23 protein-coding genes and 1 rRNA gene are annotated in these 24,894 nt (G+C 68.2%); 13 read left to right on the top strand and 11 right to left on the bottom strand.

All coding sequences use genetic code 11. The features are described 5' to 3' along the window. Nucleotides 1–55 precede the first annotated feature (55 nt). From AW272_RS08960 to AW272_RS08950, 3 genes are read right to left on the bottom strand one after another with little or no spacing between them, the layout of a single operon-like run. A complete protein-coding gene (locus AW272_RS08960; protein WP_066362646.1) occupies nucleotides 56–964 on the bottom strand; it encodes an NAD-dependent epimerase/dehydratase family protein in 909 nt (302 codons plus the stop codon). Nucleotides 965–974: 10 nt separating this feature from the next. After that, entirely contained in the window at nucleotides 975–1,241 is a 267-nt protein-coding gene (gene rsrA, locus AW272_RS08955) for a mycothiol system anti-sigma-R factor (protein ID WP_066362644.1), read from the bottom strand. Beyond that, the gene (locus AW272_RS08950; RefSeq protein WP_066362642.1) at nucleotides 1,238–1,843 is read right to left on the bottom strand and encodes a sigma-70 family RNA polymerase sigma factor; all 606 of its coding nucleotides are present in this window, start codon (nucleotides 1,841–1,843) and stop codon (nucleotides 1,238–1,240) included. The genes rsrA and AW272_RS08950 overlap by 4 nt, the downstream gene beginning before the upstream one ends. Before the next feature lie 226 nt (nucleotides 1,844–2,069). Here AW272_RS08950 and AW272_RS08945 point away from each other — a divergent pair, with 226 nt between their 5' ends. Then, entirely contained in the window at nucleotides 2,070–2,813 is a 744-nt protein-coding gene (locus tag AW272_RS08945) for a class I SAM-dependent methyltransferase (RefSeq protein ID WP_066362641.1), read from the top strand. On the opposite strand, the gene AW272_RS08940 is transcribed toward AW272_RS08945, so the two are convergent. Next, nucleotides 2,814–3,119 (bottom strand): TraR/DksA family transcriptional regulator, encoded by a 306-nt coding sequence (locus AW272_RS08940; protein ID WP_066362640.1) that lies wholly within the window; start codon nucleotides 3,117–3,119, stop codon nucleotides 2,814–2,816. It abuts the gene before it with no gap. Nucleotides 3,120–3,350: 231 nt separating this feature from the next. Then, a complete protein-coding gene (locus AW272_RS44890) occupies nucleotides 3,351–5,294 on the bottom strand; it encodes an alpha-L-fucosidase (RefSeq protein ID WP_157518451.1) in 1,944 nt (647 codons plus the stop codon). Between the two features lie 628 nt (nucleotides 5,295–5,922). Here AW272_RS44890 and AW272_RS44885 point away from each other — a divergent pair. Together AW272_RS44885 and AW272_RS44880 are read left to right on the top strand one after the other, a co-directional pair. Further along, nucleotides 5,923–7,383: an arabinofuranosidase catalytic domain-containing protein gene (locus tag AW272_RS44885; RefSeq protein ID WP_083958150.1), complete on the top strand. Its 1,461-nt coding sequence runs from the start codon at nucleotides 5,923–5,925 to the stop codon at nucleotides 7,381–7,383. Continuing rightward, on the top strand, nucleotides 7,380–8,843 hold the full coding sequence (locus AW272_RS44880; RefSeq protein ID WP_083958149.1) for an arabinofuranosidase catalytic domain-containing protein: 1,464 nt from the start codon (nucleotides 7,380–7,382) through the stop codon (nucleotides 8,841–8,843). The genes AW272_RS44885 and AW272_RS44880 overlap by 4 nt, the downstream gene beginning before the upstream one ends. A gap of 146 nt (nucleotides 8,844–8,989) precedes the next feature. Here AW272_RS44880 and AW272_RS08920 read toward each other — a convergent pair whose 3' ends face one another. After that, the gene (locus AW272_RS08920; protein ID WP_083958199.1) at nucleotides 8,990–9,991 is read right to left on the bottom strand and encodes a LacI family DNA-binding transcriptional regulator; all 1,002 of its coding nucleotides are present in this window, start codon (nucleotides 9,989–9,991) and stop codon (nucleotides 8,990–8,992) included. Between the two features lie 530 nt (nucleotides 9,992–10,521). Between AW272_RS08920 and AW272_RS08915 the strand changes: the two genes are divergently transcribed. Then, on the top strand, nucleotides 10,522–12,651 hold the full coding sequence (locus AW272_RS08915; RefSeq protein WP_066362639.1) for a cellulase family glycosylhydrolase: 2,130 nt from the start codon (nucleotides 10,522–10,524) through the stop codon (nucleotides 12,649–12,651). An 83-nt stretch (nucleotides 12,652–12,734) separates the two neighbouring features. Here AW272_RS08915 and AW272_RS08910 read toward each other — a convergent pair whose 3' ends face one another. Beyond that, nucleotides 12,735–13,451 carry an SOS response-associated peptidase gene (locus tag AW272_RS08910; RefSeq protein ID WP_066363669.1) on the bottom strand — a complete coding sequence of 239 codons (717 nt, stop codon included), beginning with the start codon at nucleotides 13,449–13,451 and terminating at the stop codon, nucleotides 12,735–12,737. Nucleotides 13,452–13,487: 36 nt separating this feature from the next. Between AW272_RS08910 and aroA the strand changes: the two genes are divergently transcribed. Beyond that, nucleotides 13,488–14,765, top strand: coding sequence for a 3-phosphoshikimate 1-carboxyvinyltransferase (aroA, locus tag AW272_RS08905; RefSeq protein ID WP_174551804.1), 1,278 nt, complete (start codon nucleotides 13,488–13,490; stop codon nucleotides 14,763–14,765). After that, nucleotides 14,732–15,769: a ribosome small subunit-dependent GTPase A gene (gene rsgA / locus AW272_RS08900; RefSeq protein WP_245657335.1), complete on the top strand. Its 1,038-nt coding sequence runs from the start codon at nucleotides 14,732–14,734 to the stop codon at nucleotides 15,767–15,769. Before aroA ends, rsgA begins: the two co-directional genes overlap by 34 nt. Here the strand turns inward: rsgA and AW272_RS08895 are convergent. Then, on the bottom strand, nucleotides 15,766–16,212 hold the full coding sequence (locus tag AW272_RS08895; RefSeq protein ID WP_245657333.1) for a DUF4442 domain-containing protein: 447 nt from the start codon (nucleotides 16,210–16,212) through the stop codon (nucleotides 15,766–15,768). The two genes, rsgA and AW272_RS08895, sit on opposite strands and share 4 nt — an antisense overlap. Before the next feature lie 82 nt (nucleotides 16,213–16,294). Here AW272_RS08895 and hisN point away from each other — a divergent pair, with 82 nt between their 5' ends. Next, nucleotides 16,295–17,074, top strand: coding sequence for a histidinol-phosphatase (gene hisN, locus AW272_RS08890; RefSeq protein ID WP_083958148.1), 780 nt, complete (start codon nucleotides 16,295–16,297; stop codon nucleotides 17,072–17,074). Here the strand turns inward: hisN and AW272_RS08885 are convergent. Continuing rightward, nucleotides 17,071–17,346 (bottom strand): hypothetical protein, encoded by a 276-nt coding sequence (locus AW272_RS08885; protein WP_066362632.1) that lies wholly within the window; start codon nucleotides 17,344–17,346, stop codon nucleotides 17,071–17,073. The genes hisN and AW272_RS08885 overlap by 4 nt on opposite strands. 154 nt (nucleotides 17,347–17,500) lie before the next feature. On the opposite strand from AW272_RS08885, the gene AW272_RS08880 reads away from it, so the two are divergent. The 6 genes from AW272_RS08880 to AW272_RS08855 all read left to right on the top strand — a co-directional run bounded on the left by AW272_RS08880 (nucleotide 17,501) and on the right by AW272_RS08855 (nucleotide 23,441). Then, a complete protein-coding gene (locus AW272_RS08880; protein ID WP_066362631.1) occupies nucleotides 17,501–18,757 on the top strand; it encodes a helix-turn-helix domain-containing protein in 1,257 nt (418 codons plus the stop codon). A 202-nt stretch (nucleotides 18,758–18,959) separates the two neighbouring features. Beyond that, entirely contained in the window at nucleotides 18,960–20,078 is a 1,119-nt protein-coding gene (gene pstS, locus AW272_RS08875; RefSeq protein ID WP_066362630.1) for a phosphate ABC transporter substrate-binding protein PstS, read from the top strand. 3 nt (nucleotides 20,079–20,081) lie between these two features. Beyond that, complete coding sequence (pstC, locus tag AW272_RS08870; RefSeq protein ID WP_066362629.1) at nucleotides 20,082–21,065, top strand: phosphate ABC transporter permease subunit PstC; 984 nt, start codon at nucleotides 20,082–20,084, stop codon at nucleotides 21,063–21,065. Next, the gene (gene pstA / locus AW272_RS08865) at nucleotides 21,062–21,949 is read left to right on the top strand and encodes a phosphate ABC transporter permease PstA (RefSeq protein ID WP_245657331.1); all 888 of its coding nucleotides are present in this window, start codon (nucleotides 21,062–21,064) and stop codon (nucleotides 21,947–21,949) included. Before pstC ends, pstA begins: the two co-directional genes overlap by 4 nt. 5 nt (nucleotides 21,950–21,954) lie before the next feature. Further along, nucleotides 21,955–22,731 (top strand): phosphate ABC transporter ATP-binding protein PstB, encoded by a 777-nt coding sequence (gene pstB / locus AW272_RS08860; RefSeq protein WP_066362624.1) that lies wholly within the window; start codon nucleotides 21,955–21,957, stop codon nucleotides 22,729–22,731. A 23-nt stretch (nucleotides 22,732–22,754) separates the two neighbouring features. Then, nucleotides 22,755–23,441 carry a response regulator transcription factor gene (locus tag AW272_RS08855; protein WP_245657329.1) on the top strand — a complete coding sequence of 229 codons (687 nt, stop codon included), beginning with the start codon at nucleotides 22,755–22,757 and terminating at the stop codon, nucleotides 23,439–23,441. Between the two features lie 17 nt (nucleotides 23,442–23,458). On the opposite strand, the gene AW272_RS08850 is transcribed toward AW272_RS08855, so the two are convergent. Further along, complete coding sequence (locus AW272_RS08850) at nucleotides 23,459–24,142, bottom strand: serine hydrolase (protein ID WP_169807514.1); 684 nt, start codon at nucleotides 24,140–24,142, stop codon at nucleotides 23,459–23,461. A gap of 651 nt (nucleotides 24,143–24,793) precedes the next feature. Then, nucleotides 24,794–24,894 (bottom strand): 5S ribosomal RNA (gene rrf / locus AW272_RS08845); the annotation flags it as partial.

Here is a 24,894-nt window from a genome sequence, read left to right as displayed (position 1 = left end):
GGCTACCCAGCGGACAGGCGGCCCACCGGGTTGTCGCCAAACCGTAATCAACTCATCACTGAGCGTTGCGCACCCAATCCACGGTGAGTTTGATCGCGGCCGCGAGGTCGTGTTCCGGCCGCCAGCCGAGCCCCTCGAACGCGGGCGCGGGGTCGACCGCCATCGCGGGCAGGTCGCCCAGCCGGGCGGGCGCGAGTTCGGGGTCGTCGGGCACCCCGGCGGCGGCGGCGATGAGGCCGTGCAGCGCGCGGTCGGAGGTCTGCGCGCCGGTGCCGATGTTGAAGATCCCGCCGTTGCCCCGGGGGCCGCAGGCGCGGGTGAAGGCGTCGACCACGTCGTCGACGTAGACGTAGTCACGCGTCTGGGAGCCGTCGCCGTAGAGGACGGTCGACCGGCCGCCGAGCAGGGCGTCGGTGAAGATGGCCACCACTCCGGCCTCACCGCCGGGCGACTGGCGCGGCCCGAAGACGTTCGACAGCACCAGCGTGGTGTATTCGATGCCGTAGAGCCCCTGATATGCCGACAGATAGGCCTCGGCGCTCACCTTCGAGGCGGCGTAGGGCGACATCGGCCGCGCCGGAGTGCCGGCGGGCACCGGGATGGCGTGGGGGCGGCCGTAACGGGCCACCGAGGACGCGAAGACGACCTTGCGGACCTTCGCGCTCCGGGCGGCTTCCAGGACGTTGAGCGTGCCCTCGATGTTGACCCGCGCGTCGTTCAGCGGATCGGCCACGCTGCTCCGCACCGAGATCTGCGCGGCCAGGTGGCAGATCACCTCGGCGCCGTCGGCGGCCTGGGCCAAAGCGGGGTCGCGTACGTCGAGTTGGTGAAACTCGGCCCGCGCCGCCCGGTTGGCCCCCGACGACAGGTCGTCGACCACGATCACCTCGTGGCCGTCGGCGAGCAGCCGATCGACGAGGTTGGAACCGATGAAACCCGCACCGCCGGTGACCAGAATCCGCATGGCCAGCAGGCTATTCCACGAGTTCGGCTCGCACCTGATCTATCCGAAGGCGGATCTTGGCCCGCAGGTCTTCGGGTACCGGATCTTCACCGCAGTGTTTGGCCACGAGTTGCTTCACGACTTTGTCGAGCCCGTATTCCCGCAGGCAGGGATCGCACTCGTCAAGGTGCTGCCGTATGTCGCCACACCAGTTCTCGTCGAGTTCGCCGTCGAGAAAGGTGTAGACCCGGTCGAGCACCTCGCTACAGTCGGTGTCGTGGTGATCACCACAGCTCATGCGCCCTCCTCCGATCGCACAAGCCCGCGCTCGCGCGCGTAGTCTTCGAGCTGCGAGCGCAGTTGCCTGCGGCCGCGGTGGAGGCGCGACATCACGGTCCCGATGGGGGTCCCCATGATGTCGGCGATCTCCTTGTAGGGGAACCCCTCGACGTCGGCCAGGTAGACCGCGATCCGGAAGTCCTCAGGGAGCGCCGCGAGGGCGTCTTTGACGTCGCTGTCGGGAAGATGTTCGAGCGCCTCGAGCTCAGCCGACTTCAGCCCGCTGGAGGTGTGGGACTCGGCACGGGCGAGCTGCCAGTCTTCGATCTCCTCGGTGCCGGCCTGCTTCGGCTCGCGCTGCTTCTTCCGGTAGCTGTTGATGAAGGTGTTCGTGAGAATGCGGTAGAGCCAGGCCTTCAGGTTGGTGCCCACCTGGAACTGGTGGAACGACGCGAAGGCCTTCGCGAAGGTCTCCTGAAGGAGATCTTCCGCGTCGGCGGGGTTGCGGGTCATCCGGAGCGCGGCGGAGTAGAGCTGGTCGAGATAGGGCATGACATCCCGTTCGAACCGCTCACTGCGCTGCTCCAGAGTCTCCTCGGCTGTCTTGGAGACCGGACCCACCCCCTCATAGATGCCTATCGCATCAGAGGATACCGGGACGGCATAGGCCGGGGGTTCCGGCCTCACCAGCAACGCGTTCATGCCCATCGTCAACCCCGGCGGCGTAGAGTCTGTTCCCGGACAAGGTACGCAATGCCTTATCCGGGGAAAAAGCTACGTACCGGCTGGCAGCGACGACGTCGCCGCCTGCCCTTCTTCTGAGAACGTCAACGTCCAGGAGCCGCTCGTGCTGCCCATTCCGGCCAATGAACTCAACGGCACTGGAAACCTCGGGCCTTACTGGACCTTTTACCACGCGGTCGTCGCCGAGCAGTTGCGCAGGTGGCTGCCCGAAAAGCCGAGTTTGCTGCTGGACCTTTCCGGCGGCCGGGGCCGCTGGCCCGCGCAGGCCGCCCGAGCCGGCCACCGGGTGGTCGAGGTGCTCGACTTCCGCCGTCCCGCCGCCGAGCCGTGGCTCCGCGAGGCCTCCGACCGCATCCACAAGGTCCGCAGCGACGACCTGGCCTTCCTGGCCGACGAGAGCGTCGACGCCGTGGTCGCCGAGGAGCGCGCCCTGTCGGTCGAGATCATGGCCGAGTCGGCGCTCGCCGACGTGACCCGGGTGCTCAAGCCCGGCGGGCGGGTGCTGGTCTGCGTCGACTCGCTCGTGCTCGGCATGGCGATCCTGGCCGAGCAGAACTACTGGGCCCACCTGCGTCAGACCGGCGAGGTCATGCTGGTGCCCTGGCCCGACGGCAGCATCACCCGCTGCTTCTCCTCGGCCCAGCTCCGCGACCTGCTGGCCGGCGCGGGCCTCGAGATCGAGTGGGTACGCCCCCGCACCGTCCTGTCGCCCTCGACGGTCGACCACGTGCTGGGCAGCGACGGACGATCATTGTCGTGGCTGGTCACGACGGAACTCGACGCCCACCCCGACGACGACGACACAGTCGGCATCCATCTTGTCGCGAGCGGGCGCAAGCCCCTCTGATCATCGGCGTCTCTCACACCTCGACTGGCAGCCGATGCAGCGGGCCGCCTCCGGCCGGGCCTCCAGCCTGCCGTCGGGCACCGCGACGCCGCAGTCGACGCAGCGACCGTAGGTCCCGGAGTCGAGCCGGGACAGCGCGGCGACCACCGCCTGGCGCTGCCGGGTCGCCGCCTCGATCATGGCGTGGTTACGGTCGGCGTCGGTGAGGGTGTTTTCGGCTGAGGGGTCGGTTGTCAGGACTCCGATGGACCGGTCCACGTCGTCGAGCATCATCTCCAGGCGCATGCGCGCAGCGGCAGATTCCACGGATCCGCACCTCCGGGAAGTGGGGGGAAGGCCGACAGCGAAGTTGTGACACTTCTGCGATCGCAGCAAGATGATCAACGAGAGTCGGGTGTTCCTCCCGGTCCCACCTGCCATAAGAGGTATTCCGCACTTGCGGTGAGTGAACACCTGGCGGAAGACAGGCGAGGCGGGCCGGGGCGAACCCTGGCCCGCCTCACCAACGTCAGCACGGGATATGGCGCTCCGCAGGGGTCAGGTCCGGGTCCACTTCTGGTTGGCGCGGCCGTGGCAGCTCCATAGGATGACTCGGGTTCCGTTGGAGGTGCCGGCGGCGTTGGCGTCCAGGCATTTGCCGGACTGCACGCCGGCGATGCTGCCGTCGGCGTTGAGGGTCCACTTCTGGTTGATCCCGCTGTTGCAGTCCCAGATGACGACCGGGGTGCCGTCGGCGGTGCCCTGTCCGCTGGCGTCCAGGCACTTGTTGCCGTAGACCCGTAGTTCCTGGGCGGAGGTCGCCGTCCACTGCTGGTTGGCGGCACCGGTGATGCAGTCCCACAGGTGCACCACCGCGCCGTTGGCCTGGGAGACGTTGGAGACGTCCAGGCACCTGCCGGCGTTGGTGTTGCGCCAGGGGCCGCTCGTGACGGCGGGGGTCTTCATCGGTCCGTTGAACGTGAGCTTCACGACGTAGGCCAGCGCCGAGTAGGGCTGGCTCGGCAGGCTGATGCGCAGACCGGAGGAGTCCTGGGTGCGGGTGGGCAGGTTGATGTAGGTGCCGGCGGTGTTGCCGATGAGCTCGGCCTTGCTCAGGTTCGACAGGTCCATCCGCCCGGAGGCCAGTGAGGCCAGGTTGACGGTGGAGCCCGGCCAGCCCAGCACGGTGGCGTACAGAACCGTGTTGTCCTTGCTGCGGGTGTAGCGGATGTCCTGCGCCGTGCCGGCTCGCGGCTCCACGAAGCTGCCGCCGCCCATCTTGGTCGGCCCTTCGCCGTAGGTCGTCCAGGCCCTGGTGGCGTAGATCGACTCGCCGTTGCGCCGGAGGTAGGCGCCGATGGCGGTCAGCAGGTCCTTCTGCGTCTGCGGGATCGAGCCCTCGGCCCTGGGCGAGATGTTCAGCAGCATGTTGCCGTTCTTGCTCACCCGGTCGACCAGCGCGTGGACGAGCGCCGCCGCGCTGTAGTAGGAGATCCCGTTGGTGTAGGACCACGACGGGTTGCTGACGGCGTCGTCGGTCAGCCAGTAGGGACTGCGCAGGTCGGCGGGGCCGCCGCGTTCATAGTCGAATACCGCGCCGTCGAGGTGGAAGCCGTCCTTGGAGGCGACGACGACCTCTTTGCCCCACGCGTTGGCCTGGTTGTAGTAGTAGGCCAGGAAGTCGAGCCGCTTGGACTCCTCGACAAGGTAGAGACCGCCGTCCTGCCAGATCATGTCCGGCTGGTACTTGTCGACGACCTCTTTCAGTTTGTCGAGCCAGAGCTGCTGTTCGGCGGAGTTGCCGAGCTGCCCGTACAGCTTCTTCAGGGTGGTGGTCGGCTGGGTGGGCACCCCCTGGTAGTAGCCGGTGAAGTTGTACAGGTGGTGCAGCGTGACCAGGAACTTCAGGTTCTTGGCGCGGATCGCGTCGGCGAACAGCCGCACCAGGTCGAGGCGGGGCCCCCGGTCGACCGAGTTCCATTCGTTGACCTGGCTGTCCCACATGGAGAAGCCGTCGTGGTGTTCGCCGACCGGCCCGGCGAACCGGGCTCCGGAATCGGCCACCAGCTGCGCCCACTCGGCGGGGTCGAACGCGCCGCCCTGGGACCTGAGCTTCGGCGTGAACTGCACCCAGTTGCCGGCCTTGTCGCGGGCGCCGTCGATGAAGTTGTGGTACGGCCACGCCGACGGGTCGCCGTAGACGCTCTTGTGGTGGTTGTTCTCGTTCGACCCGTTGAGGTACATGGTGCGCGGATACCACTCGGTGCCGTATTCGGGCGTCGCGAAGGCGCCCCAGTGCCAGTAGATGCCGAATTTGGCGTCCTGGAACCATTCGGGAGCGGCCGGATGCTGATCGACCGACGCCCAGGTGGGCTCGTAGACGGCGGGGGCGGCCTCGGCCGTTTCCGCCGCCGGGGACAGAGTGAGGAGGGTTGCGGCGAGCAGTGCGGTCGCGGCCGGAGCGACCCGACGGCGGAGCCGCGACAGAGGAGCGGGGAGCACGCTGTCTCCTGTCGTTTGGGCATCGTATCGATTCGATCCCGAATGAGGACCTCAGGGTAGAAGTCGCTCTTTTGCTGTCAAGAGAAGGTTGTCACGCTGCCCGTCACGCCCCCTGTCGGGCGGTGACGAGGATCGCGGCGTTTCGACAGGCAGAGAGGGAGGGCCGACTCCATCGGCGGCGGCGAAGCCTCCACACGGGGGATGAAAGTTTCATACTCATCTGATGCTGCGGACCTGATGGGTCCGACTGAATCAGCCCTACACGCTGCCGTAGGGAGGTTCCGGCCCTGTGACGACGAGGACCGCAGGAGGAGCGGAAGATGGCGCTCCAGAGATAAGCCTACTTATCTTGGGGAACGGCTCGCTGAAATCCCAAAGAAAGGAAGCCGCTGACACCCGGATTCCGGCGGCCATGACGGGAGGGAACGGCGCACCAAACGGGGGCGTTCACCTCCTGACACATGTTGTTGACGGCGCTGGAGGCGAGATCTAGTCTGCGGTCGAATCGATTCGATCGTGCTGTTCCGGGTGTCGTGCATCCCGTACAGCCCTTCCTCGCCCGTGCTGGCCGGCGCCGGGATGTCCCGCACCGGTACGAACAGCCAGAAACGAACCAGGAGCTGATTCGATGAACGTGAAGAAGAGGCTGAGCCGCCTCATGGCCGCCGCCGGCATCTCATTACTCGTCGCCGCGAGCGGTTACGTGGCCGTGGCCGCGCCGTCCGCACAGGCCGCCACCACCGGCCCGTGCGACATCTACGCCGCCGGCGGCACCCCGTGCGTGGCGGCGCACAGCACGACCCGCGCTCTGTACGGCGCCTTCAACGGCCCGCTCTACCAGGTCAGGCGTTCCTCCGACAACACCACCCGCGACATCGGCGTGCTGAGCGCGGGCGGGGTGGTCAACGCCGCCACCCAGGACTCCTTCTGCGCCGGCACCAACTGCGTGATCACGATCCTGTACGACCAGTCGGGCCGCAACAACCGCCTCACCCAGGCGCCGCCCGGCTACTGGCCCGGTCCCCTCCCCGGCGGCTGGGACAACCTGGCCGACGCGAAGGCGGCCCCGATCACCGTCGGCGGCCAGAAGGCCTACGGCGTCCGCATCGAACCCGGCACCGGCTACCGCAACAACAACACCAACGGCGTCGCCACCGGCGACCAGCCCGAGGGCATCTACGCCGTCCTGGACGGCACCCACTACAACCAGTGGTGCTGCTTCGACTACGGCAACGCGCAGACCGACGGCCAGGCCGACGCCCCCGCCATCATGGAGACCGTCTACTTCGGCGCCAACAAGCAGTGGGGCTACGGGGCCGGAGCCGGGCCCTGGATCATGGCCGACCTGGAGTGGGGCCTGTTCTCCGGGGTGAACGCGGGCTACAACAACCTCGCGCCGATCAACCACCGTTTCGTCACCGCCATCGTGAAGGGCGAGTCCAACCACTGGGCGATCCGGGGCGGGAACGCGCAGTCGGGTGGCCTGACCACCTACTTCGACGGGCGGCGGCCCAACGGCTACCACCCGATGAAGAAGGAGGGCGCCATCCTGCTCGGCATCGGCGGCGACAACAGCGTCTCCGGCCGGGGCACCTTCTTCGAGGGCGTGCTGACCTCCGGTTATCCGACGGAGGCCACCGAGAACGCCGTCCAGGCCAACATCGCCGCCGCCGGTTACGCTCCTGCCGGCGGCACCCCCCAGCAGGGCGTCCAGATCGTCGGCGGCCAGTCGAACCGGTGCGTCGACGTGCCGAGCGCCAGCACCGCCAACGGCACCCAGCTGCACCTGTGGGACTGCGGGAGCGGCACCAATCAGCGCTTCACCCACACCTCTAGCAGGCAGTTGCAGGTGTACGGCAACAAGTGCCTGGACGTGTCCGGCGCCGGCACCGCGGACGGCACCGCGGTGATCATCTGGGACTGCAACGGCCAGGCCAACCAGCAGTGGAACGTCAACTCCGACGGCACCATCACCGCCGTCGGCGCGAACAAGTGCCTGGACGCGGCCGCCTACGGCACCGCCAACGGCACCAAGCTGCACATCTGGACCTGTCACGGCGGCGCCAACCAGAAGTGGACCCTGCGATGAACATGAAGAACAAGTTCAGACGCCTCATGGCCGCCGCCGGGGTCTCGTGCCTCGTCGCCACGAGTTACGTGGCCGTGGGCGCGCCCTCGGCCCAGGCCGCCACCACCGGCCCGTGTGACATCTACGCCGCCGGCGGCACTCCCTGCGTCGCCGCGCACAGCACGACCCGCGCTCTGTACGGCGCCTTCAACGGCTCGCTCTACCAGGTCAGGCGTTCCTCCGACAACACCACCCGCGACATCGGCGTCCTGAGCGCGGGAGGTGTCGCCAACGCCGCCACCCAGGACTCCTTCTGCTCCGGCACCAACTGCGTCATCACCGTCATCTACGACCAGTCCGGCCGCAACAACCGCCTCACCCAGGGTCCCGGCGGCGCCGTACCCGGCCCCGGTCCCGGCGGATCGGACAACCTCGCCGACGCCAAGGCCGCCCCGGTCACCATCAGCGGCCAGAAGGCCTACGGCGTCTACATCGCACCCGGCTCCGGCTACCGCAACAACAGCACCAACGGCATCGCGACCGGCGACCAGCCCGAGGGAATGTACGCCGTCCTGGACGGCACGCACTACAACGGGGGGTGCTGCTTCGACTACGGCAACGCCCAGACGAACGGCCAGGCCGACGACATCGGCATCATGGAGACCATCTACTTCGGGAACAACAACTGGTGGGGCTACGGCGACGGAGCCGGCCCGTGGATCATGGCCGACATGGAGTGGGGCCTGTTCACCGGAGTGAACCCGCGCTACAACCCCATGCCGTCCATCAACCACCGCTTCGTCACCGCCATCGTCAAGGGCGAGCCGAACCACTGGGCGATCCGGGGCGGCAACGCGCAGTCGGGTGGCCTGACGACCTACTTCGACGGGCGGCGGCCCAACGGCTACCACCCGATGAAGAAGGAGGGCGCGATCCTGCTCGGCATCGGCGGCGACAACAGCAACGGCGCCCGCGGCACCTTCTACGAGGGCGTCATGACCTCCGGCTATCCGACGGCCGACACCGAGAACGCCGTCCAGGCCAACATCGCCGCCGCCGTCTACGCGCCGTCCGGCACCAACCCCCAGCAGGGCGTCCAGATCGTCGGCGGCCAATCCAGCCGGTGCGTCGACGTGATCAACAACAGCAGCGCCAACGGCTCAGCCGTCCACCTGTGGGACTGCTCCACCACGACGACCACCCAGAGATGGACGCGCACCTCGTCCGGGCAGCTGCAGGTGTCCGGCAACAAGTGCCTGGACGCCTCCGGTCAGGGCACCGCCAACGGCACCCCGGTGGTCATCTGGGACTGCAACGGCGGAACCAACCAGCAGTGGACCGTCAACTCCAACGGCAGCATCACCGGCGTGCAGTCCGGTAAGTGTCTCGACGCCAACGCGGCCGGCACGGCCAACGGCACCAGACTCATCCTCTGGACCTGCAACGGACAGCAGAACCAGCGGTGGACCCTGCGCAGCTAACCCCTGGCCCGAGGTCCGCGAGCCGATTCGCCCTGGCGACTCAGGGACGGTCGGCTCGCGGCCGGGCTCCGCGGTACGCCGCTCAGACCACGGTGACACTCTCCACGCGGTCGATGAAGTTCTCCAGGCTCGCCCACGAAGCGTCCTCATCCGGGAGCGACGGCTCCGGCGTCCCGGCTCGGCGGCGCAGTGCTGGCGCGGACCGTCAACGTGGTGGCGAGTTCGATGCCGACCCGGGTGGGCGCCTCGCCGCGTCCCAGGGCGAGCGCCAGCTCCGTGGCGGCGACGGCCATTTCGGCGAGCGGCTGATGGACCGTCGTCAGGGGTGGATCGACCAGGGCGGCGACGGGCAGATCGTCGAACCCGACCACGCTCAGATCCTGCGGGATGCGCGATCCCACCTCGCGTGCGGCCTGGTAGACGCCGAGTGCCTGCAGGTCGTTGCACGCGAAGATCGCCGTCGGGGGGTTCCGCGCCGTCAGCAGGGTGAGGGCGGCCACGCGTCCGTGGTCTCTGGTCAGCTCCGTGCGCACGACCAGGTCGGGGTCCAGAGCCAGACCGGCCCCCTCCAGGGCGGCGCGGTAACCGTCCAGACGGGCCCGGCAGCACAGCACGTGATCAGGGCCGGCGACCATGCCGATCCGGCGGTGTCCCAGCTCGATCAGGTGGCGCGCGGCCGAGCGGCCACCCGCCCAGTTGGTGGCGCCCACGAACGGCACGCCGTCGGGCAGTTCGACCGTGGGGTCGAAGACCACGAACGGAATCTCCTTGGCGCGCAACTGGTCACGCTGCTCCTGGGAGAGCTGCGCGACCGTCACCACGCAGGCCGGCCGGCGCGCGACCGTGGCGTCGATCGGATGGGCCACGGCATCCGGGCGCGGGCCGAACTCGGTCAGGACGACCGCGACGCGCTGCTCGCGGGCCACCTGCTCCACCCCACGGATGATCTCCATGCCCCAGAGGTCCTCCAGACGGCTGAAGACGAGTTCCACGAGATTGCGGCGGTTGGCCCGGCGATAGCCGAACTCGCTGATGAGCGCCTCGACACGGGCGCGGGTCTCGGCCGCGACCCCCGCTCGCCCGTTGATCACTTTGGAGACGGTGGGGACCGACACCCCGGCCGTCTCGGCGATGTAGGAAATCGTCACGGGACGGGACGGGTCACCTCTGCCCGCATCCACGTCGTCGATCGCTTCGTCTGGCTCGGTGTACGACAATCCGGCCCCTTCCGTCGAAACCGAACCGGTCGGCACGACGGCCGCTCCCGGCGTCAGAATAGTCCGTCGTGTGCGATATCACCTGGCCCGCCTGAAACTTTCAGAACGATTGCCGGGATGCTTTCGCGGCGGATGCGGTTCCCACAGGTAGTCATGCCTTGTCTGGCACGTGGCTTTGATACCGATCCCTCCGTTTTTGATGGCAAGTGGACGAATTCCGAGTCTTCTCCTTAAGTTATGTTTCTCGCCATTTGAGGAGAAACTTTCTTGGCGAGGCGGCTTGGTGGTCAGGCCCAGACCGCAGTTCGTCGGCGTGCGCGGTGCGCGCGCCGACGCGCCACGCCACATCCAGGAGGTCGGCGAAGGTCCAGGCGACCTCCGCCCGTGTCCGACCGAGACCACTTCGACACGCCCAGTGCCGATCGGACGCCGCCGGCCTGACGCGCCCAAGGGAGTAACCAATGCAGAGTTCACCAAGAGTGCGCCGGTGGGTCAGCGCACTCGTCGGCGCGGCCATCGCGTTGACAACGGTCACGGCCGTGGCCACGACCGCCGCCCCCGCCCAGGCGGCGACCGGCTGCAACGTCGCCTACACCGTCTCCGCGCAATGGCCGGGCGGGTTCACCGCGAATGTGGACGTCACCAACCTCGGCGATCCGATCAACGGCTGGAAACTTGCCTGGACCTTCCCGTCCGGCCAGGGAGTCAGCCATGCCTGGAGCGCCACCGTCACCACCTCCGGGGCGCAGGTCTCCGCGGCGAACCTGAACTGGAACGCCGCCATCGCGACCCGGGCGACGGTCTCCTTCGGCTTCAACGGCACCTGGACGAACGCCAACACCGCGCCGACGTCCTTCACCCTGAACGGCGTCACCTGCAACGGCCCGACGGCCAGCCCATCCCCCAGCCCGTCACCGTCGCCCAGTCCATCGCCGTCACCCAGCCCGTCACCCTCACTAAGCCCCTCACCAAGCCCCTCGCCCAGCCCGTCGCCGACGCCCGGCAACGCGATGGCCGTCGTGGCCGCGATGCAGCCCGGCTGGAACCTGGGCAACACGCTCGACGCGATCCCCGACGAGACGGCCTGGGGCAACCCACTGACCACGCAGGCGATGCTGCGCCAAGTGAGGGCGCAGGGATACAAGAGCATCCGTATCCCGATCACCTGGAGCAACCACCACGGACCGGCCCCCGACTACACCATCGACACCGCGTGGCTGAACCGCGTGCGCCAGATCGTCGACTGGTCCCTGGCCGAAGACCTGCACGTGCTGATCAACCTGCACCACGACTCCTGGCAGTGGATCAACACCTACCCCTCCGACCCCACGACGGTGATGAACCGCTACACCGCCCTGTGGCGTCAGCTCGCCGGCGCCTTCCGCGACCACTCGTCCAGAGTGCTGTTCGAGAGCATCAACGAACCGCAGTTCGCCGGCACCTCCAGTGACGAGCAGGGCGACCAGCTGGTGAACACCCTCAACACCGAGTTCGTCCGGCTGGTCCGCCAGACCGGCGGCGGCAACACCACCCGCGTTCTCGTGCTGCCCACCCTGCACACCAGCGGGGAGCAGGTCCGGCTGGACGCGCTGAGCTCCACCATCGCCGCCCTGCGCGATCCCAACATCGCCGCCACCGTCCACTTCTACGGCTACTGGCCGTTCAGCGTGAACATCGCCGGCGGCACGAGGTACGACAGCGCCGTCGAGCAGGACCTGGTCGGCGCCTTCGACCGGGTGCGCAACACGTTCGTCTCACGCGGCATCCCGGTGATCATCGGAGAATGGGCGCTGCTCAGCTACGACTACACACGGCCGGGCATCATCGAGCGAGGCGAGCTCCTGAAGTACCTGGAGGCCGTGGGATACCACGCCCGCATCCGCAACCTGACCACCATGTTGTGGGACGCCGGCTCGTTCCTGAACCGCAACACCCTCACCTGGCGCGACCAGGGCGTGCTCGACATGCAGAAGGCCAGCTGGACCACCCGCTCGGGCACCGCCTCCTCCGATCAGGTCTACGTCCCCCGCACCGGCACGATCCCCGGCAGGACGCTCACCCTCAACCTGAACGGCACCACCTTCCAGGGACTGTCGCAGGGCGGCACCGCGCTGAGCCAGGGCGCCGACTACACGGTGTCCGGGACCACCCTGACGCTCACCTCGTCCGCCCTGACGCGGCTGGCCGGCAACCGGGCCTACGGAGTGAACGCCACCATCAACGCCCGCTTCTCCCAGGGGACGCCGTGGCAGATCAGCATCATCACCTCCGACCCGCCGACCCAGAGCGCCGCCGGCGGGACGACGAGCTCCTTCGCGATCCCCACGCAGTTCCGCGGTGACCAACTGGCCACCATGGAGGCCAAGTACGCCAACGGAAGCCCGGCCGGCCCGGCCAACTGGACCACCTACAAAGAGTTCTGGTCGAACTTCCAGCCCGACTACAACGCCGGCACGATCATCATGAAGCCCGAGTTCTTCGCCGAGACCAACGACGGACGCATCACGCTCACCTTCCACTTCTGGAGTGGAAGACAGCTCACGTACTACGTCACCAAGACCGGCACGACGGTGAGCGGCTCCACCAGCTGACGATCACCACCGAGCATGACAGGGTGCCGCATCAACGGACGCGGCACCCTGTTGCTCCTCGCGCTCCTTACCCCCGGCGCCACTCAGAACGGCGAATTGGTGTCACCACTGTCCTGAAGTGGGGAGATGAGCCGCTCACCGTTGTTGCGGACGTTCCCGACCGCCGGGTCGACCGGGTAGGCGACCAGGCCCGCCGAAGTGGCCGGAACGAGGAGTTCGGAGGCATCCGAAACCCCCGGGTCGAGCCATTCGGTCCACTTGTCCCGGGCGATCAGCATGGGCATGCGGTCGTGGATGTGGCCCAGGCGGTCTTCGGCGTCCTGGGTGATCACCGTGCAGGTGCAGATCCACTCGCCTTCCGGGTCCTTCCAGAACTCGTACAGGCCCGCCATGGCCAGCACGCCGCCGTCTTCCGGGTGGATGAAGTAGGGCTGCTTGCGCTTGTCGTCGGTCGGCATCCACTCGTAGTAGCCGTCGGCGGGCAGCAGGCAGCGGCGGGTCGCGAAGGCCTTGCGGAAGGCGGGCTTCTCGGCGACCGTCTCGATCCTGGCGTTGATCATGCGAGAGCCGATCGAGGGGTCCTTGGCCCAGCTCGGGACCAGGCCCCAGCGGACCACCCGCAGCTGGCGGATCGGCCGGGTGGCGCCCTCGTCCTTGGGGACGCGGCTCATGACCGCGTACACGTTCTTGGTGGGGGCGACGTTGTAGTCGGGTTCGAGCTCCTCTTCCGAGTCGAGCTCGACCTCGAACTCCTCGAGCAGTTCGTGGCGCTTACGCGCCGACGCGTATCTTCCGCACATCACTCCAGACTGCCACCCGCCGATAGGCTTATGCCTATGTCCGCTCCCTTGTGGCCCGCGCCCGTCGCGTCCGGCCCGGTGACCGCCACCGTGGCGCTGCCGGGTTCCAAATCCGTGACCAACCGCGCCCTGCCGCTGGCCGCGCTGGCCGAGGGTCGCGGGCGGGTCCGCCTGGCGCTGCGCAGCCGCGACGCCGACCTGATGACCGACGGCCTGCGCAAGCTCGGCGCGGCGATGACGCCCTCCAACGCGACCACCTCCGCCGTCGACTGGGAGATGACGCCCGGCCCGCTCATCGGCGGCGGCCACATCGACACCGGCCTGGCCGGCACCGTCATGCGCTTCCTGCCGCCGATCGCGGCGCTGGCCGACAGTGATGTCTCCTTCGACGGCGACGCCCACGCCCGCAAGCGGCCGATGGGCACCATCCTCGACGCGCTCCGCGGTCTGGGCGCCCATGTCGCGGGCGACCGGCTGCCGTTCACGATCCGCGGCCCGATCACGGGTGGCGAGGTGACGGTCGACGCGTCCGGTTCTTCGCAGTTCGTCTCCGGGCTGATGCTGGCGGCGGCCCGGTTCCCGAAGGGGGTGACGGTCCGTCACGTCGGCCGGCCGGTGCCCTCGATGCCGCACATCGCGATGACCGTGCAGATGCTCCGGGCCCGTGGGGTCGAGGTCGACGACCTCGAGCCCTACGTGTGGCGGGTGCTGCCCGGCCCGATCGCGGCCATCGACTTCACCGTCGAGCCCGACCTGTCGAACGCGGCGCCGTTCTTCGCCGCCGCGATGGTCACCGGCGGTTCGGTGACGATCCCCCACTGGCCGGCCGAGACCACCCAGCCGGGCGACCGGCTGCGTGAGCTGCTCACCGACATGGGCGCCCGGGTCGAGCTGACTTCCGAGGGCCTGACCGTCAGCGGCGGCTCCATCAAGGGTGTCGACGTCAACCTGCGCGACGAGGCCGAGCTGACCCCGACGATCGTGGCCATCGCCGCCCTGGCCGACTCGCCGACCCGCATCCGGGGCGTGGCCCACATCCGGGGTCACGAGACCGACCGCATCGCCGCGCTGGCCACCGAGATCAACCGCCTCGGCGGCGACGCCCGGGAGACCGACGACGGTCTGGAGATCTTCCCCAAGCCGCTGCACGACGGCGTCTTCCACTCTTACGACGACCACCGCATGGCCACCGCGGGCGCGGTCATCGGGCTGGCCGTACCCGGCGTCGAGGTGGAGAACATCGCCACGACCGCCAAGACCTTGCCCGAGTTCGCCACGATGTGGACCACGATGCTGCAGGGAGACGCGTCCTGAAAAGGCGCGAGTACGACGAAGACGACGTCAGGGTCCGGCCGGGCAAGGGCTCCCGGCCGCGCACCCGGCTGCGGCCCGCCCACGAAGAGGCGGTGCCGGGGTTCGTCATCGCCGTCGACCGGGGCCGCTACACGGTGCTGACCGGCCGCGACGTCCTGGCCACCGGCCCCTCGACGGTGATCACCGCGATGAAGGCCCGTGAGCTGGGCCGCAAGGGCATCGTGGTCGGCGACCAGGTCGCCGTCGTCGGTGACGTGTCCGGCAAGCCCGACTCGCTGGCCCGGATCGTCCGCCGCGAGGAACGCCGCTCGATGCTGCGGCGCAGCGCGGAAGACTACGACGAGGTCGAGCGCCCGGTCGTGGCCAACGCCGACCAGCTCGTCATCGTGACCGCGCTGGCCGATCCGCCGCCGCGTCCGCGCATGATCGACCGGCTGCTGGTGGCGGCGTTCGACGCCGACATCGACCCGCTGCTCTGCCTCACCAAGGCCGACCTGGCCGCGCCCGACGAGCTCATCTCGCTCTACGAACCGCTCGGCGTCGACCACATCGTGGTGCAGCGGGGCGGCGAACTCGCCGAGGTGCGCAACCGCCTCACCGGCCGGGTGAGCGTGCTGGTCGGCCACTCAGGCGTCGGCAAATCGACACTGGTCAACGAGCTGGTGCCGACGGCGGGCCGGGCGGTCTCCCACGTCAACGCGGTCACCGGCCGGGGCCGGCACACCTCTACTTCCGCCGTCGCGCTGGAGCTGCCCGAGGGCGGCTGGATCATCGACACGCCGGGGGTGCGCAGCTTCGGGCTCGGCCACGTCGAGATCGACAACGTGCTGGTCGCCTTCCCCGACTTCAACGAGGCCGCGGTCAACTGCCCGAAGGGCTGCACCCACCTGGGCGCCGACTGCGCCCTCGACCGCTTCGTGGCCGAGGGCCACGGCGACCAGGCCCGTCTCACGTCGCTTCGCCGGTTGCTCAACAGTCGTGAGGGCACTCCAGAAGAGGATTAGCGGTTGGGCCGCAGGGTCCAGTCGACAGTGACCTCCGCGACGGTCACGCCTTCCGCGTTCCGCACCGCCACCTCGACCACGAACTCGGGGCGCCTGCCCGCGTCCAGTTCCGCCAGCACCGCCGTGCGCTCGGCCCGCACGACCGCCTCGGCGGTCAGGTCGCCGAGAGCCAGTTTCCTGTACGCCACCCGCCCCACCGTCGCCAGCGGCGTCGCCCGGTCGAGGGTGTCCCCGAACAGCGAGAGCATGGCCGCCCCCGAAGCCGACTCGGCCAGCGAGAACACCACTCCCGCATGAGGTCCGCCGACGTGGTTGTGCAGGTCGGGACGGTCGGCGAGGCGGGCGACAGCCGTACCGGAGTCGACGGAGTCGAAAGACACGCCGAGGGTGCGCGCGAAGGGAACGCTCTGCAGGAACAGGTCCCCCGTGTCGAAAGTGGTCATGGACGGCATGTTACTCACTGGTAGGGTCTGCCGCGGTTCCGGGTCTGCGGAAAATACGGCGAATACCGCTAGCGTGTGATCTGTGACGGCTTACAGCGATGATCTGCGACTCGCGCACGTGATGGCCGATGCGGCCGACGACATCACGATGCGCCGCTTCAAGGCCGTGGACCTGAAGGTCGAGACCAAACCCGACCTGACCCCGGTCAGCGACGCCGACCGGGCGGTCGAAGAGGCGATCAGGGGCACCCTGCGCCGGGCTCGCCCCCGTGATGCCGTCATTGGCGAGGAGTTCGGCAAAACGGGCTACGGGATGCGCTCGTGGGTCATCGACCCGATCGACGGGACGAAGAACTTCGTGCGCGGCGTGCCCGTGTGGGCGACCCTGATCGCCCTCATGGACGAAGGCCAGGTGGTCGTCGGATGCGTCTCCGCACCCGCCCTCCAGCGGCGCTGGTGGGCGGCCCGTGACGGCGGCGCGTTCACCGGCCGCAGTCTGACCAAGGCCACCCGCTGCCAGGTGTCGTCGGTCGCGAAACTGGATGACGCGTCCTTCTCCTACTCCAGCCTGAGCGGCTGGGAGAAGCAGGAGAAACTCGACAACATCCTCGATCTGACGCGCAGTGTGTGGCGGACGCGGGCCTACGGCGACTTCTGGTCCCACATGATGGTGGCCGAGGGTGCGGTGGACGTCTCGGCCGAACCGGAACTGTCGCCATGGGACATGGCCGCGCTCACCGTGATCGTGGAAGAGGCCGGCGGTGCGTGCACCGGCGTCGACGGCAGACCGCCGCTCGACAGCGGGAGCATGGTGTGCTCGAACGGACTTCTGCACACCAACGTGCTAAAAAAGCTCGCCTAATAGACTTTTCCGGAGAAAAGGTCAGCCCACATCTGTTCGGCGCGCGAGGAGACCATCCGTTCGGTCTCCTCGATCAGGTGGGATTGCAATGTCGTACGGCGAATGAAGTACTGACCCGCCGCCCCGACGAATTCGAAGACCACTCCCCGGCACGAGCACGAATGGGCCCGGATCCGCTCGCGATCGGTCCACCGCGCGCCTGGACGCCAGGTCAGCGGCCTGGCGTCCGGATCGGGATGGCTCGGCACGTGCGGGCCGTGATAGGTGGTCATGACCTTTCCACGTGAGACTGTCTTGGTGGGGGCATCCATGCCGCGATCCTCACCACCTGGGCCGATCCCGTGGAATACGCGACCACCATCAGAAATCGCGATATTCGTCCGGCGAATTCCAGCGTGACGTCGTGAATGGGCGTAACTTACCGTCATGGGTCATGACGGAAACGGTCTGCCGCCGGACTTCTGGGCCCGGCCGCCGGTCGCCAACGCGCTCGCCGAGTGCGACATGGCGACGATTCTCGATCAGGTCCGATCCGTTCGCGGATGGACGCAGGGCCAGCTCGCCGACCATCTCGGCTACTCCCAGAGCTGGGTCTCCAAGGTGCTCAGAGGGCGCCAGTCGCTCACCGTCGACCAGATCCGCGACCTCGCGCGTCAGGTCGGCATCCCGCAATACCTGCTCCGCATTGGCGACGCGGGGGGTGAAGACCCCACGAAACGCCGCGACTTCAGCAAGATAGCCTTCCTCGCCGTGATGCCCGTGGCGCCGTCCATCACCTACCGCTCGGCCGACGAGACGACCGCGAGCTCCCTCGCCGCGATCACCGGCGCGCAGCGCCGGCTGGAGGCCGAGACCCCCGCCCGCGAACTCGCGCGCGGCGCGGTCGCCCACGTCGAACTCACCAAGCGGGCCCTGGCCCGGTCGGCGGAGACACCGTTCGCGGTGGAGGTCTGCCCGACCGTCAGCGAGGCCGCCGGGTTCGCCGCCTGGTTACACGCCGACATGCAGGACATCGGCACCGCCCGCATGTTCTACCGGTTCGCGGTCGACTCGGCCCGCCGGGCCGAACACACACTGCTCGAGGCCTACATGCTGGGCAGCCTGGCCGCCTTCGAGATCGACCACGACGATCCGGTGCTCGGGCTGTCGATGGTCGCCCAGGCCAGGGCGCAGGCCGGGAGCAACCCGCCGGCCACCGCGCGGGCCTGGCTGTCCTGCATCGAGGCGCTCGGCCACGCGGGCAAACGCGACGTCATGGCCGCGCTCAACTGCCTGCGCGACGCGGAGATCGCCGTCGCGCAGAGCGAACGCCAGAAGGCCCCGCCCTGGCCGTGGGTCTTCCCCTTCGATCCCGGCAAGCTGGCCGGATATCGCGCGCTGGTGATGGTCCGGCTGGGCCGTCCCCACGACGCGGTGTCGGCCTTCGCCGAATCCCTCATCTCCGTCCGCCCCGCCGCCAAGCAGCAGGCGCTGCTGATGCTCGAGGTCGCCACCGCCCGCCGGATGGCAGGCGAGGTCGACGAGGCCTTCTCCCTGGCCGGAGAGGCGCTCAAGGCGGGGGTCGTCTATTCGTCCGAGAGGGTCCTTCACCGGGTGCGGCGATTCCGCCGCGACTACGAGGGCCCGCCATCGTTGCTGGTCCGCGACTTCGACGACCGGCTGCGCGCGACCAGCAGTTACTAGATCGGTCCAGAGAACCCCGCTCCGGAGTGGGGCGGGGTTTTCATTAACGCCGCAACAAGCCTGTGACCTGCCTGTTATCTGCCGAGACCTACGCAAAGGGGACCTGACCCGTTCATTCTTCGTTCACCTTCGTCCAGTCATCAGGCCACTTTCGGACCCTAGCCTCCCGGTTGTTGAAGAAACAATCCAGGAGGATTCAGCCGTGAAGTATGCAGGCCGGCTCGCTGTAGCCGCCATCGCCGGCGTGCTGTCGCTCGCCGCGTGTGGGACCGACGACAACACTGGCGCCACCGAGACCGCTCCGGCGGGGGGCACGACCGCCGCCGCTTCCGCGCCGTCGGGTGACGCCGCGCTGAGCGGCACCATCAACGCCGCCGGCTCCTCGGCTCAGGCCAACGCCATCGACGAGTGGAAGAAGGCGTTCCAGGGCGCCAACTCCGGTGTGAGCATCAACTACCAGCCGAGCGGTTCTGGCGCCGGCGTGCAGGCGTTCATCGCCGGCACCGTCGCGTTCGCCGGTTCCGACTCCGCGCTCAAGGAAGACGAGCCCGCTCAGGCCGACGCCCGCTGCGCCACCGGCAAGGCCATCAACCTTCCGATGGTCGTCGGCCCGGTCGCCGTGGTCTACAACCTCCCCGGTGTCGAGGGCCTCCAGCTCTCGCCGAAGACCATCGGTGGAATCTTCAACAGCCAGATCACCAAGTGGGACGACGCCGCGATCAAGGCCGACAACCCCGACGCCACGCTGCCCTCGACCGACATCCAGGCGTTCCACCGCTCGGACGAGTCGGGCACCAGCGACAACTTCACCAAGTTCCTGGCCGCCACCGCCGAGTGGCCGCACGAGCCCGGCAAGGCGTGGCCGGCCGAGGCCAAGGGCCAGGGCGCCAAGGGCTCCGACCAGATCGCCGCCTCGGTCAAGTCGACCGAGGGCGCCATCTCCTACGTCGAGCTCTCCTACGCCGAGAACTCCGGCCTGCAGAAGTCCAAGGTCGCCAACGGCTCCGGCGAGTTCGTCGAGCTGACCCCGCAGAGCGCCGGTCTGACCGTCGAGGCCGCCACCGTCGAGGGCACCGGCAACGACCTCAAGCTGAAGATCGACTACGCCACCTCGGCCGCCGGCGCCTACCCGATCGTCCTGGTGACCTACGAGATCACCTGCGAGAAGGGCCTCTCCGCCACGGACCTGCCCCTCGTCAAGGGCTTCCTCACCTACACCGCCTCGGACGAGGGCCAGCAGGTTCTGACCGACCTCGGCTACGCGCCGCTGCCGGCCAGCCTGGTCGCCAAGGTCCGTACCGCGGTTGAGGCCATCGCCTAGCCAATGGCGACCTCCACGCAAACGCGCGAAGGCGGGTCGGCTCCCCAGAGCCGGTCCGCCTTCCGGCGCAGCCGGGGCGACGGCCCCTTCCGTTACGCATCGACCGGCGCGGGCGTTCTCCTGCTGGGCATCATGGCGGCCATCGCGGTCTTCCTGATCGTCCGGGCCATCCCCGCGCTCCAGGCGAACACCGCGTCGTTCCTCAGCGAGCTGACGTGGAACGCCAACGCCTCAGAGCCGAAGTTCGGCATCGCCGCGCTCGCGTTCGGTACGGTCGTCAGCTCCTTCCTGGCGCTGATCATCGCCACGCCCATCGCGATCGGGGTCGCCCTCTTCATCTCCCACTACGCGCCGCGACGGCTGGCCTCGGCCCTGGGCTACGTCATCGACCTGCTCGCGGCGGTCCCCTCGGTCGTGTACGGCCTGTGGGGCATCATCTTCCTGGTCCCGTTCATGCGCGGGCCCTCCCAGTTCCTGAACGACTACCTCGGCTGGATCCCGATCTTCGGCGGCGACCAGGTCGTCGGCCGGTCGATGCTCGTCGGGTCGCTCGTCCTGGCGATCATGATCCTGCCGATCATCGCGGCCATCTCCCGGGAAGTCTTCCTCCAGGCCCCCAAGCTCCAGGAGGAGGCGGCTCTCGCCCTCGGCGCGACCCGGTGGGAAATGATCCGGATGAGCGTGCTGCCGTTCGGGCGCCCCGGCGTCATCAGCGCCGCCATGCTCGGCCTCGGCCGCGCGATGGGTGAGACCATCGCGGTGGCCCTGATCTTCCCCGCCACCTTCACGATCAGCTTCGAGATCCTCAGCGCCAACGGCAACAGCATCGCGGCCAACATCGCCAACGGCTTCGGTGAGGCCAACGACATCGGCCGTGGCGCCCTGATCGCATCCGGTCTGGTGCTGTTCATCATCACCCTGCTGGTGAACATGGCCGCCCGCTGGGTCATCTCCCGCCGCAAGGAATACGCGAGGGTCGCCGCGTGAGTGCCGTCACCCCTGAAATCCAACGCGTCTCCGGCATGCGCCGGTTCAAGGACAAGGGCGTTCAGTTCCTTGTCTATTTGGCGTTCGCCATCGCGGTCGTCCCGCTCATCTCGGTCCTGTGGCTGGTCGTCTCCAACGGCATGGCCCGCTTCGACATGGAGTTCCTGACCCACTCGATGCGCAACATCGGGGCCAGGGACGCCGGCGGCGGCGCCTACCACGCCATCATCGGCACCCTGGAGCAGGTCGCGCTGGCCTCGATCATCTCGGTGCCGATCGGCCTGCTGACCGCCATCTACCTGGTCGAATACGGCGCCAACGGCCGCCTCAAGCGCTACATCAGCTTCTTCGTCGACATCATGACCGGTGTCCCCTCGGTCGTCGCCGGTCTGTTCGTACTGGCCTTCTGGATCCTCATCCTGGGCATGCCGTTCTCCGGCTGGGCCGGCGCGCTGGCCCTGGCGATCCTGATGCTGCCGACGGTCGTCCGGGCCGCCGAGGAGATGCTGCTGCTGGTCCCCAACGACCTGCGCGAGGCCTCCTACGCCCTGGGCGTGCCCAAGTGGCGCACCATCGTCAAGGTCGTGCTGCCCACCGCCTTCACCGGCATCGTGACCGGCGTCATGCTGGCCGTCGCCCGTGTCGCCGGTGAGACGGCGCCGCTGCTGCTGACGGTCTTCTTCACCGACTCCATCAACGAGGACCCGTTCAACGGGCCGCAGATGGGTCTTCCGCTGTACGTGTTCGACCAGGCCGCCCGGCCCAACGACACCGCGATCGACCGCGCCTGGGCCGGCGCGCTCACCCTGATCGTGATCATCATGCTGCTCAACCTGGCCGCGCGCCTCATCACGTACTGGCGCTCGCCCGCGAGGAAGAGGTAATCGCCATGGCCAAACAGATCGAGGTCACCGACGTCGACGCCTACTACGGCGGCCACAAGGCCATCGAGGGCATCAACATGACCATCGACGCCCGAGCGGTGACGGCCTTCATCGGCCCGTCCGGCTGTGGCAAGTCGACCTTCCTGCGCACCCTGAACCGCATGCACGAGGTCATCCCCGGCGCCCGCGTCACCGGGAAGATCCGCATGGAGGAGCAGGACCTCTACGGCTCCGACGTCGACCCGGTGTCGGTCCGCCGCACCATCGGCATGGTGTTCCAGCGCCCCAACCCGTTCCCCACGATGTCGATCTACGACAACGTGGCCGCGGGCCTGCGCCTGAACCACCGCTACTCCAAGAGCGAGCTCGACGGCATCGTCGAGGACTCCCTCAAGGGCGCCAACCTGTGGAACGAGGTCAAGGACCGCCTCCCCAGGCCCGGCGCGGGCCTGTCGGGCGGACAGCAGCAGCGTCTGTGCATCGCCCGCGCGATCGCGGTCAAGCCCCAGGTCCTGCTGATGGACGAGCCCTGCTCGGCGCTCGACCCCATCTCGACCCTGGCGATCGAAGACCTGATCTCCAAGCTCAAGCAGGAGTTCACGATCGTCATCGTCACCCACAACATGCAGCAGGCCGCCCGCGTCAGCGACCGGACGGCCTTCTTCAACCTGGCCGCCCAGGGCCAGCCGGGCAAGCTGGTCGAGATGGACGAAACCACCAAGATCTTCACCAGCCCGTCCGTGAAAGCGACCGAAGACTACATCACCGGGCGTTTCGGCTGATCCGACACATTGGGGAGGACCGGGTGGACGGGGATACTCGTTCCGCACCGATGCTGTTGGTCGCCGACCCCGACAGCGCCCTGATCGAGAACCTGACGCACGAACTCGGGTCTGAGGGAATCGACGTCACCGGTGTGTTCGACGGCGCCCAGGCGCTGCTCCAAGCTGGAGCACTGCGCCCGGACGCCGTCCTCATCAGCGCGTCGCTGCCCATCATCGGGCCGGTCGACTTCGTGCGGGCGGTACGCCTGGCACGGGCCGTCCCGGTCCTGCTGGGCGTGGGTGAGGGATACGCGGAGCAGGCCATGGAGGCACTCGCGGCCGGCGCGACGGCGTGTGTCGCCCGGCCGTACCGCGTGCCCGAGCTGCTTCCGCTCGTCCACGCGGCGTTCCGCCGCCAGGGCATCCAGCGGACCGTTCTGACCATCGGCGACGTCGCCCTCGACGTCACGGCCTATCAGGTGAAGGTGGGCGGCCGCATCGTCCACCTGCCACTGCGCGAGTTCGAGTTGCTGCACTACCTCATGCGCAACGCCGACCGCACCGTGACCCGCGAACAGATAATGCGGCACGTCTGGCACTCCTCGGACGCGATGTCCACCAACACCATCGCCGTCCACGTGAAACGCCTGCGCGCCCGCCTCGGCGACGAAGACGACAAACTCATCCAGACCGTGAGGGGGGTCGGCTACCGCCTGGTCACCCCCTAGCCCTTACCCAGGAGCCCTTACTCAGGGCACGACCGGAACCCGGCGAGGGCCCTCTTCACCAGGCCCTCGACCTTGGCGATCCCGGCCTCGCTGGTGGCGTTGTCCTCCGTGAGGACGGCCACCGCGTAGCGATCCGCGATGAGACCCACACTCGTGATCGCCCACAGGTCGTTGGCCACATGCTTCAGCCAGCCGTTCTTGAGCGCGACCCGCTCCCCGGCACAGGCCCCCGCGCTCACTCCCCATTTCTGTTCCTGTACGACCTGGCGCATCAGCCGCCGGACCACGGCCCCGTCCTTCAGCTTCGGCAGATACCTCAGCAGCCGGACCTGGTCATCGGTGGTGGTCCGGGTGATCCCCCAGCAGTAGAGGTCGACGCACGTCCCCGGGACCGCGGTGGTCCTCTTGAGCTTGAACGTCCTGTTGGCCGAGGTCAGGCCACCTTCGCGGCCGATCCGCTCCCAGAGCCGGTCGGCCGCCTTGTTGTCGCTGTAGCGAATCATGATCGTGGCGTCCCGCCGGACGCTCCTGGGCAGCTCGGCCCAGCGCTCCTTCAGCAGCAGCGCCATGAGAATGTCGACCTTCGCCACACTGGCCGTCGGCAGGATCTGCGTGGACTCGAACCGGAAGACCCGCTTGCTGTGCAGGTCCTCCACGGTGATCGAGGTGCGCCCCGGCCTCTTGGCGAGATAGCGCTTCACCGCTTTGGTGAGCTTTCTCTTGTCGACGGGAGGATGCGTCGGTTCAGGTCTCGGTACGGGCCGCGGCTCCGGCCGCACCGGCGCCACAGCTGCCACCTTGATCGGAACGGGAGCCGGCTCGGCAGTCCGAAGAGCACCATGCGACAAGGCGCCGGGAACCAGGGCCAGCGCTACGAGGAGAGGGAGAATCACACGACGGGGGGACATCGTGGGCATCAATGTAGCCGTCGAAACGAACGACAGGCCATTGCCCCGCTGAACTCACAGCCTCAGAACAGCCACAGCCCACTGCTCTGCCGCACCAACAGAGAATGCCGGCCCCGGCAACCCGCCTTGGTGCAGGGCTTCGAGTGACAACGGAAAGCCCGACAGTGATTGCGACTGGGCCCAGATGCGTTCGAAGCTCGTGAGATCGACCGCTGCGGTTCCCGCGTCACTGTTGCTCCACAGGTGGATGACTGACGCATCCCGCCGTGAAGCCGGGTTCCAGAGCACCCCGCCACAGCGCGACAGGCCCGACCGGCACACCGCGTCTACCGAGATACCCCCCGAAACGCCGAAAGCCCGGCCGCAATGGCCGGGCTACCCGTTCAACCCCGCGAAACGCCGAAAGCCCCGACCACAAATGGTCGGGGCTTTCGTATAAAAATTGTCCGGCGGTGTCCTACTCTCCCACACCGTCCCCGGTGCAGTACCATCGGCGCTGGAGGGCTTAACTTCCGGGTTCGGAATGTAACCGGGTGTTTCCCCTC

The organism is Herbidospora mongoliensis (assembly GCF_001570545.1).
Lineage (GTDB): Bacteria > Actinomycetota > Actinomycetes > Streptosporangiales > Streptosporangiaceae > Herbidospora > Herbidospora mongoliensis.
This window is presented reverse-complemented; position numbering and strand designations above follow the sequence as displayed.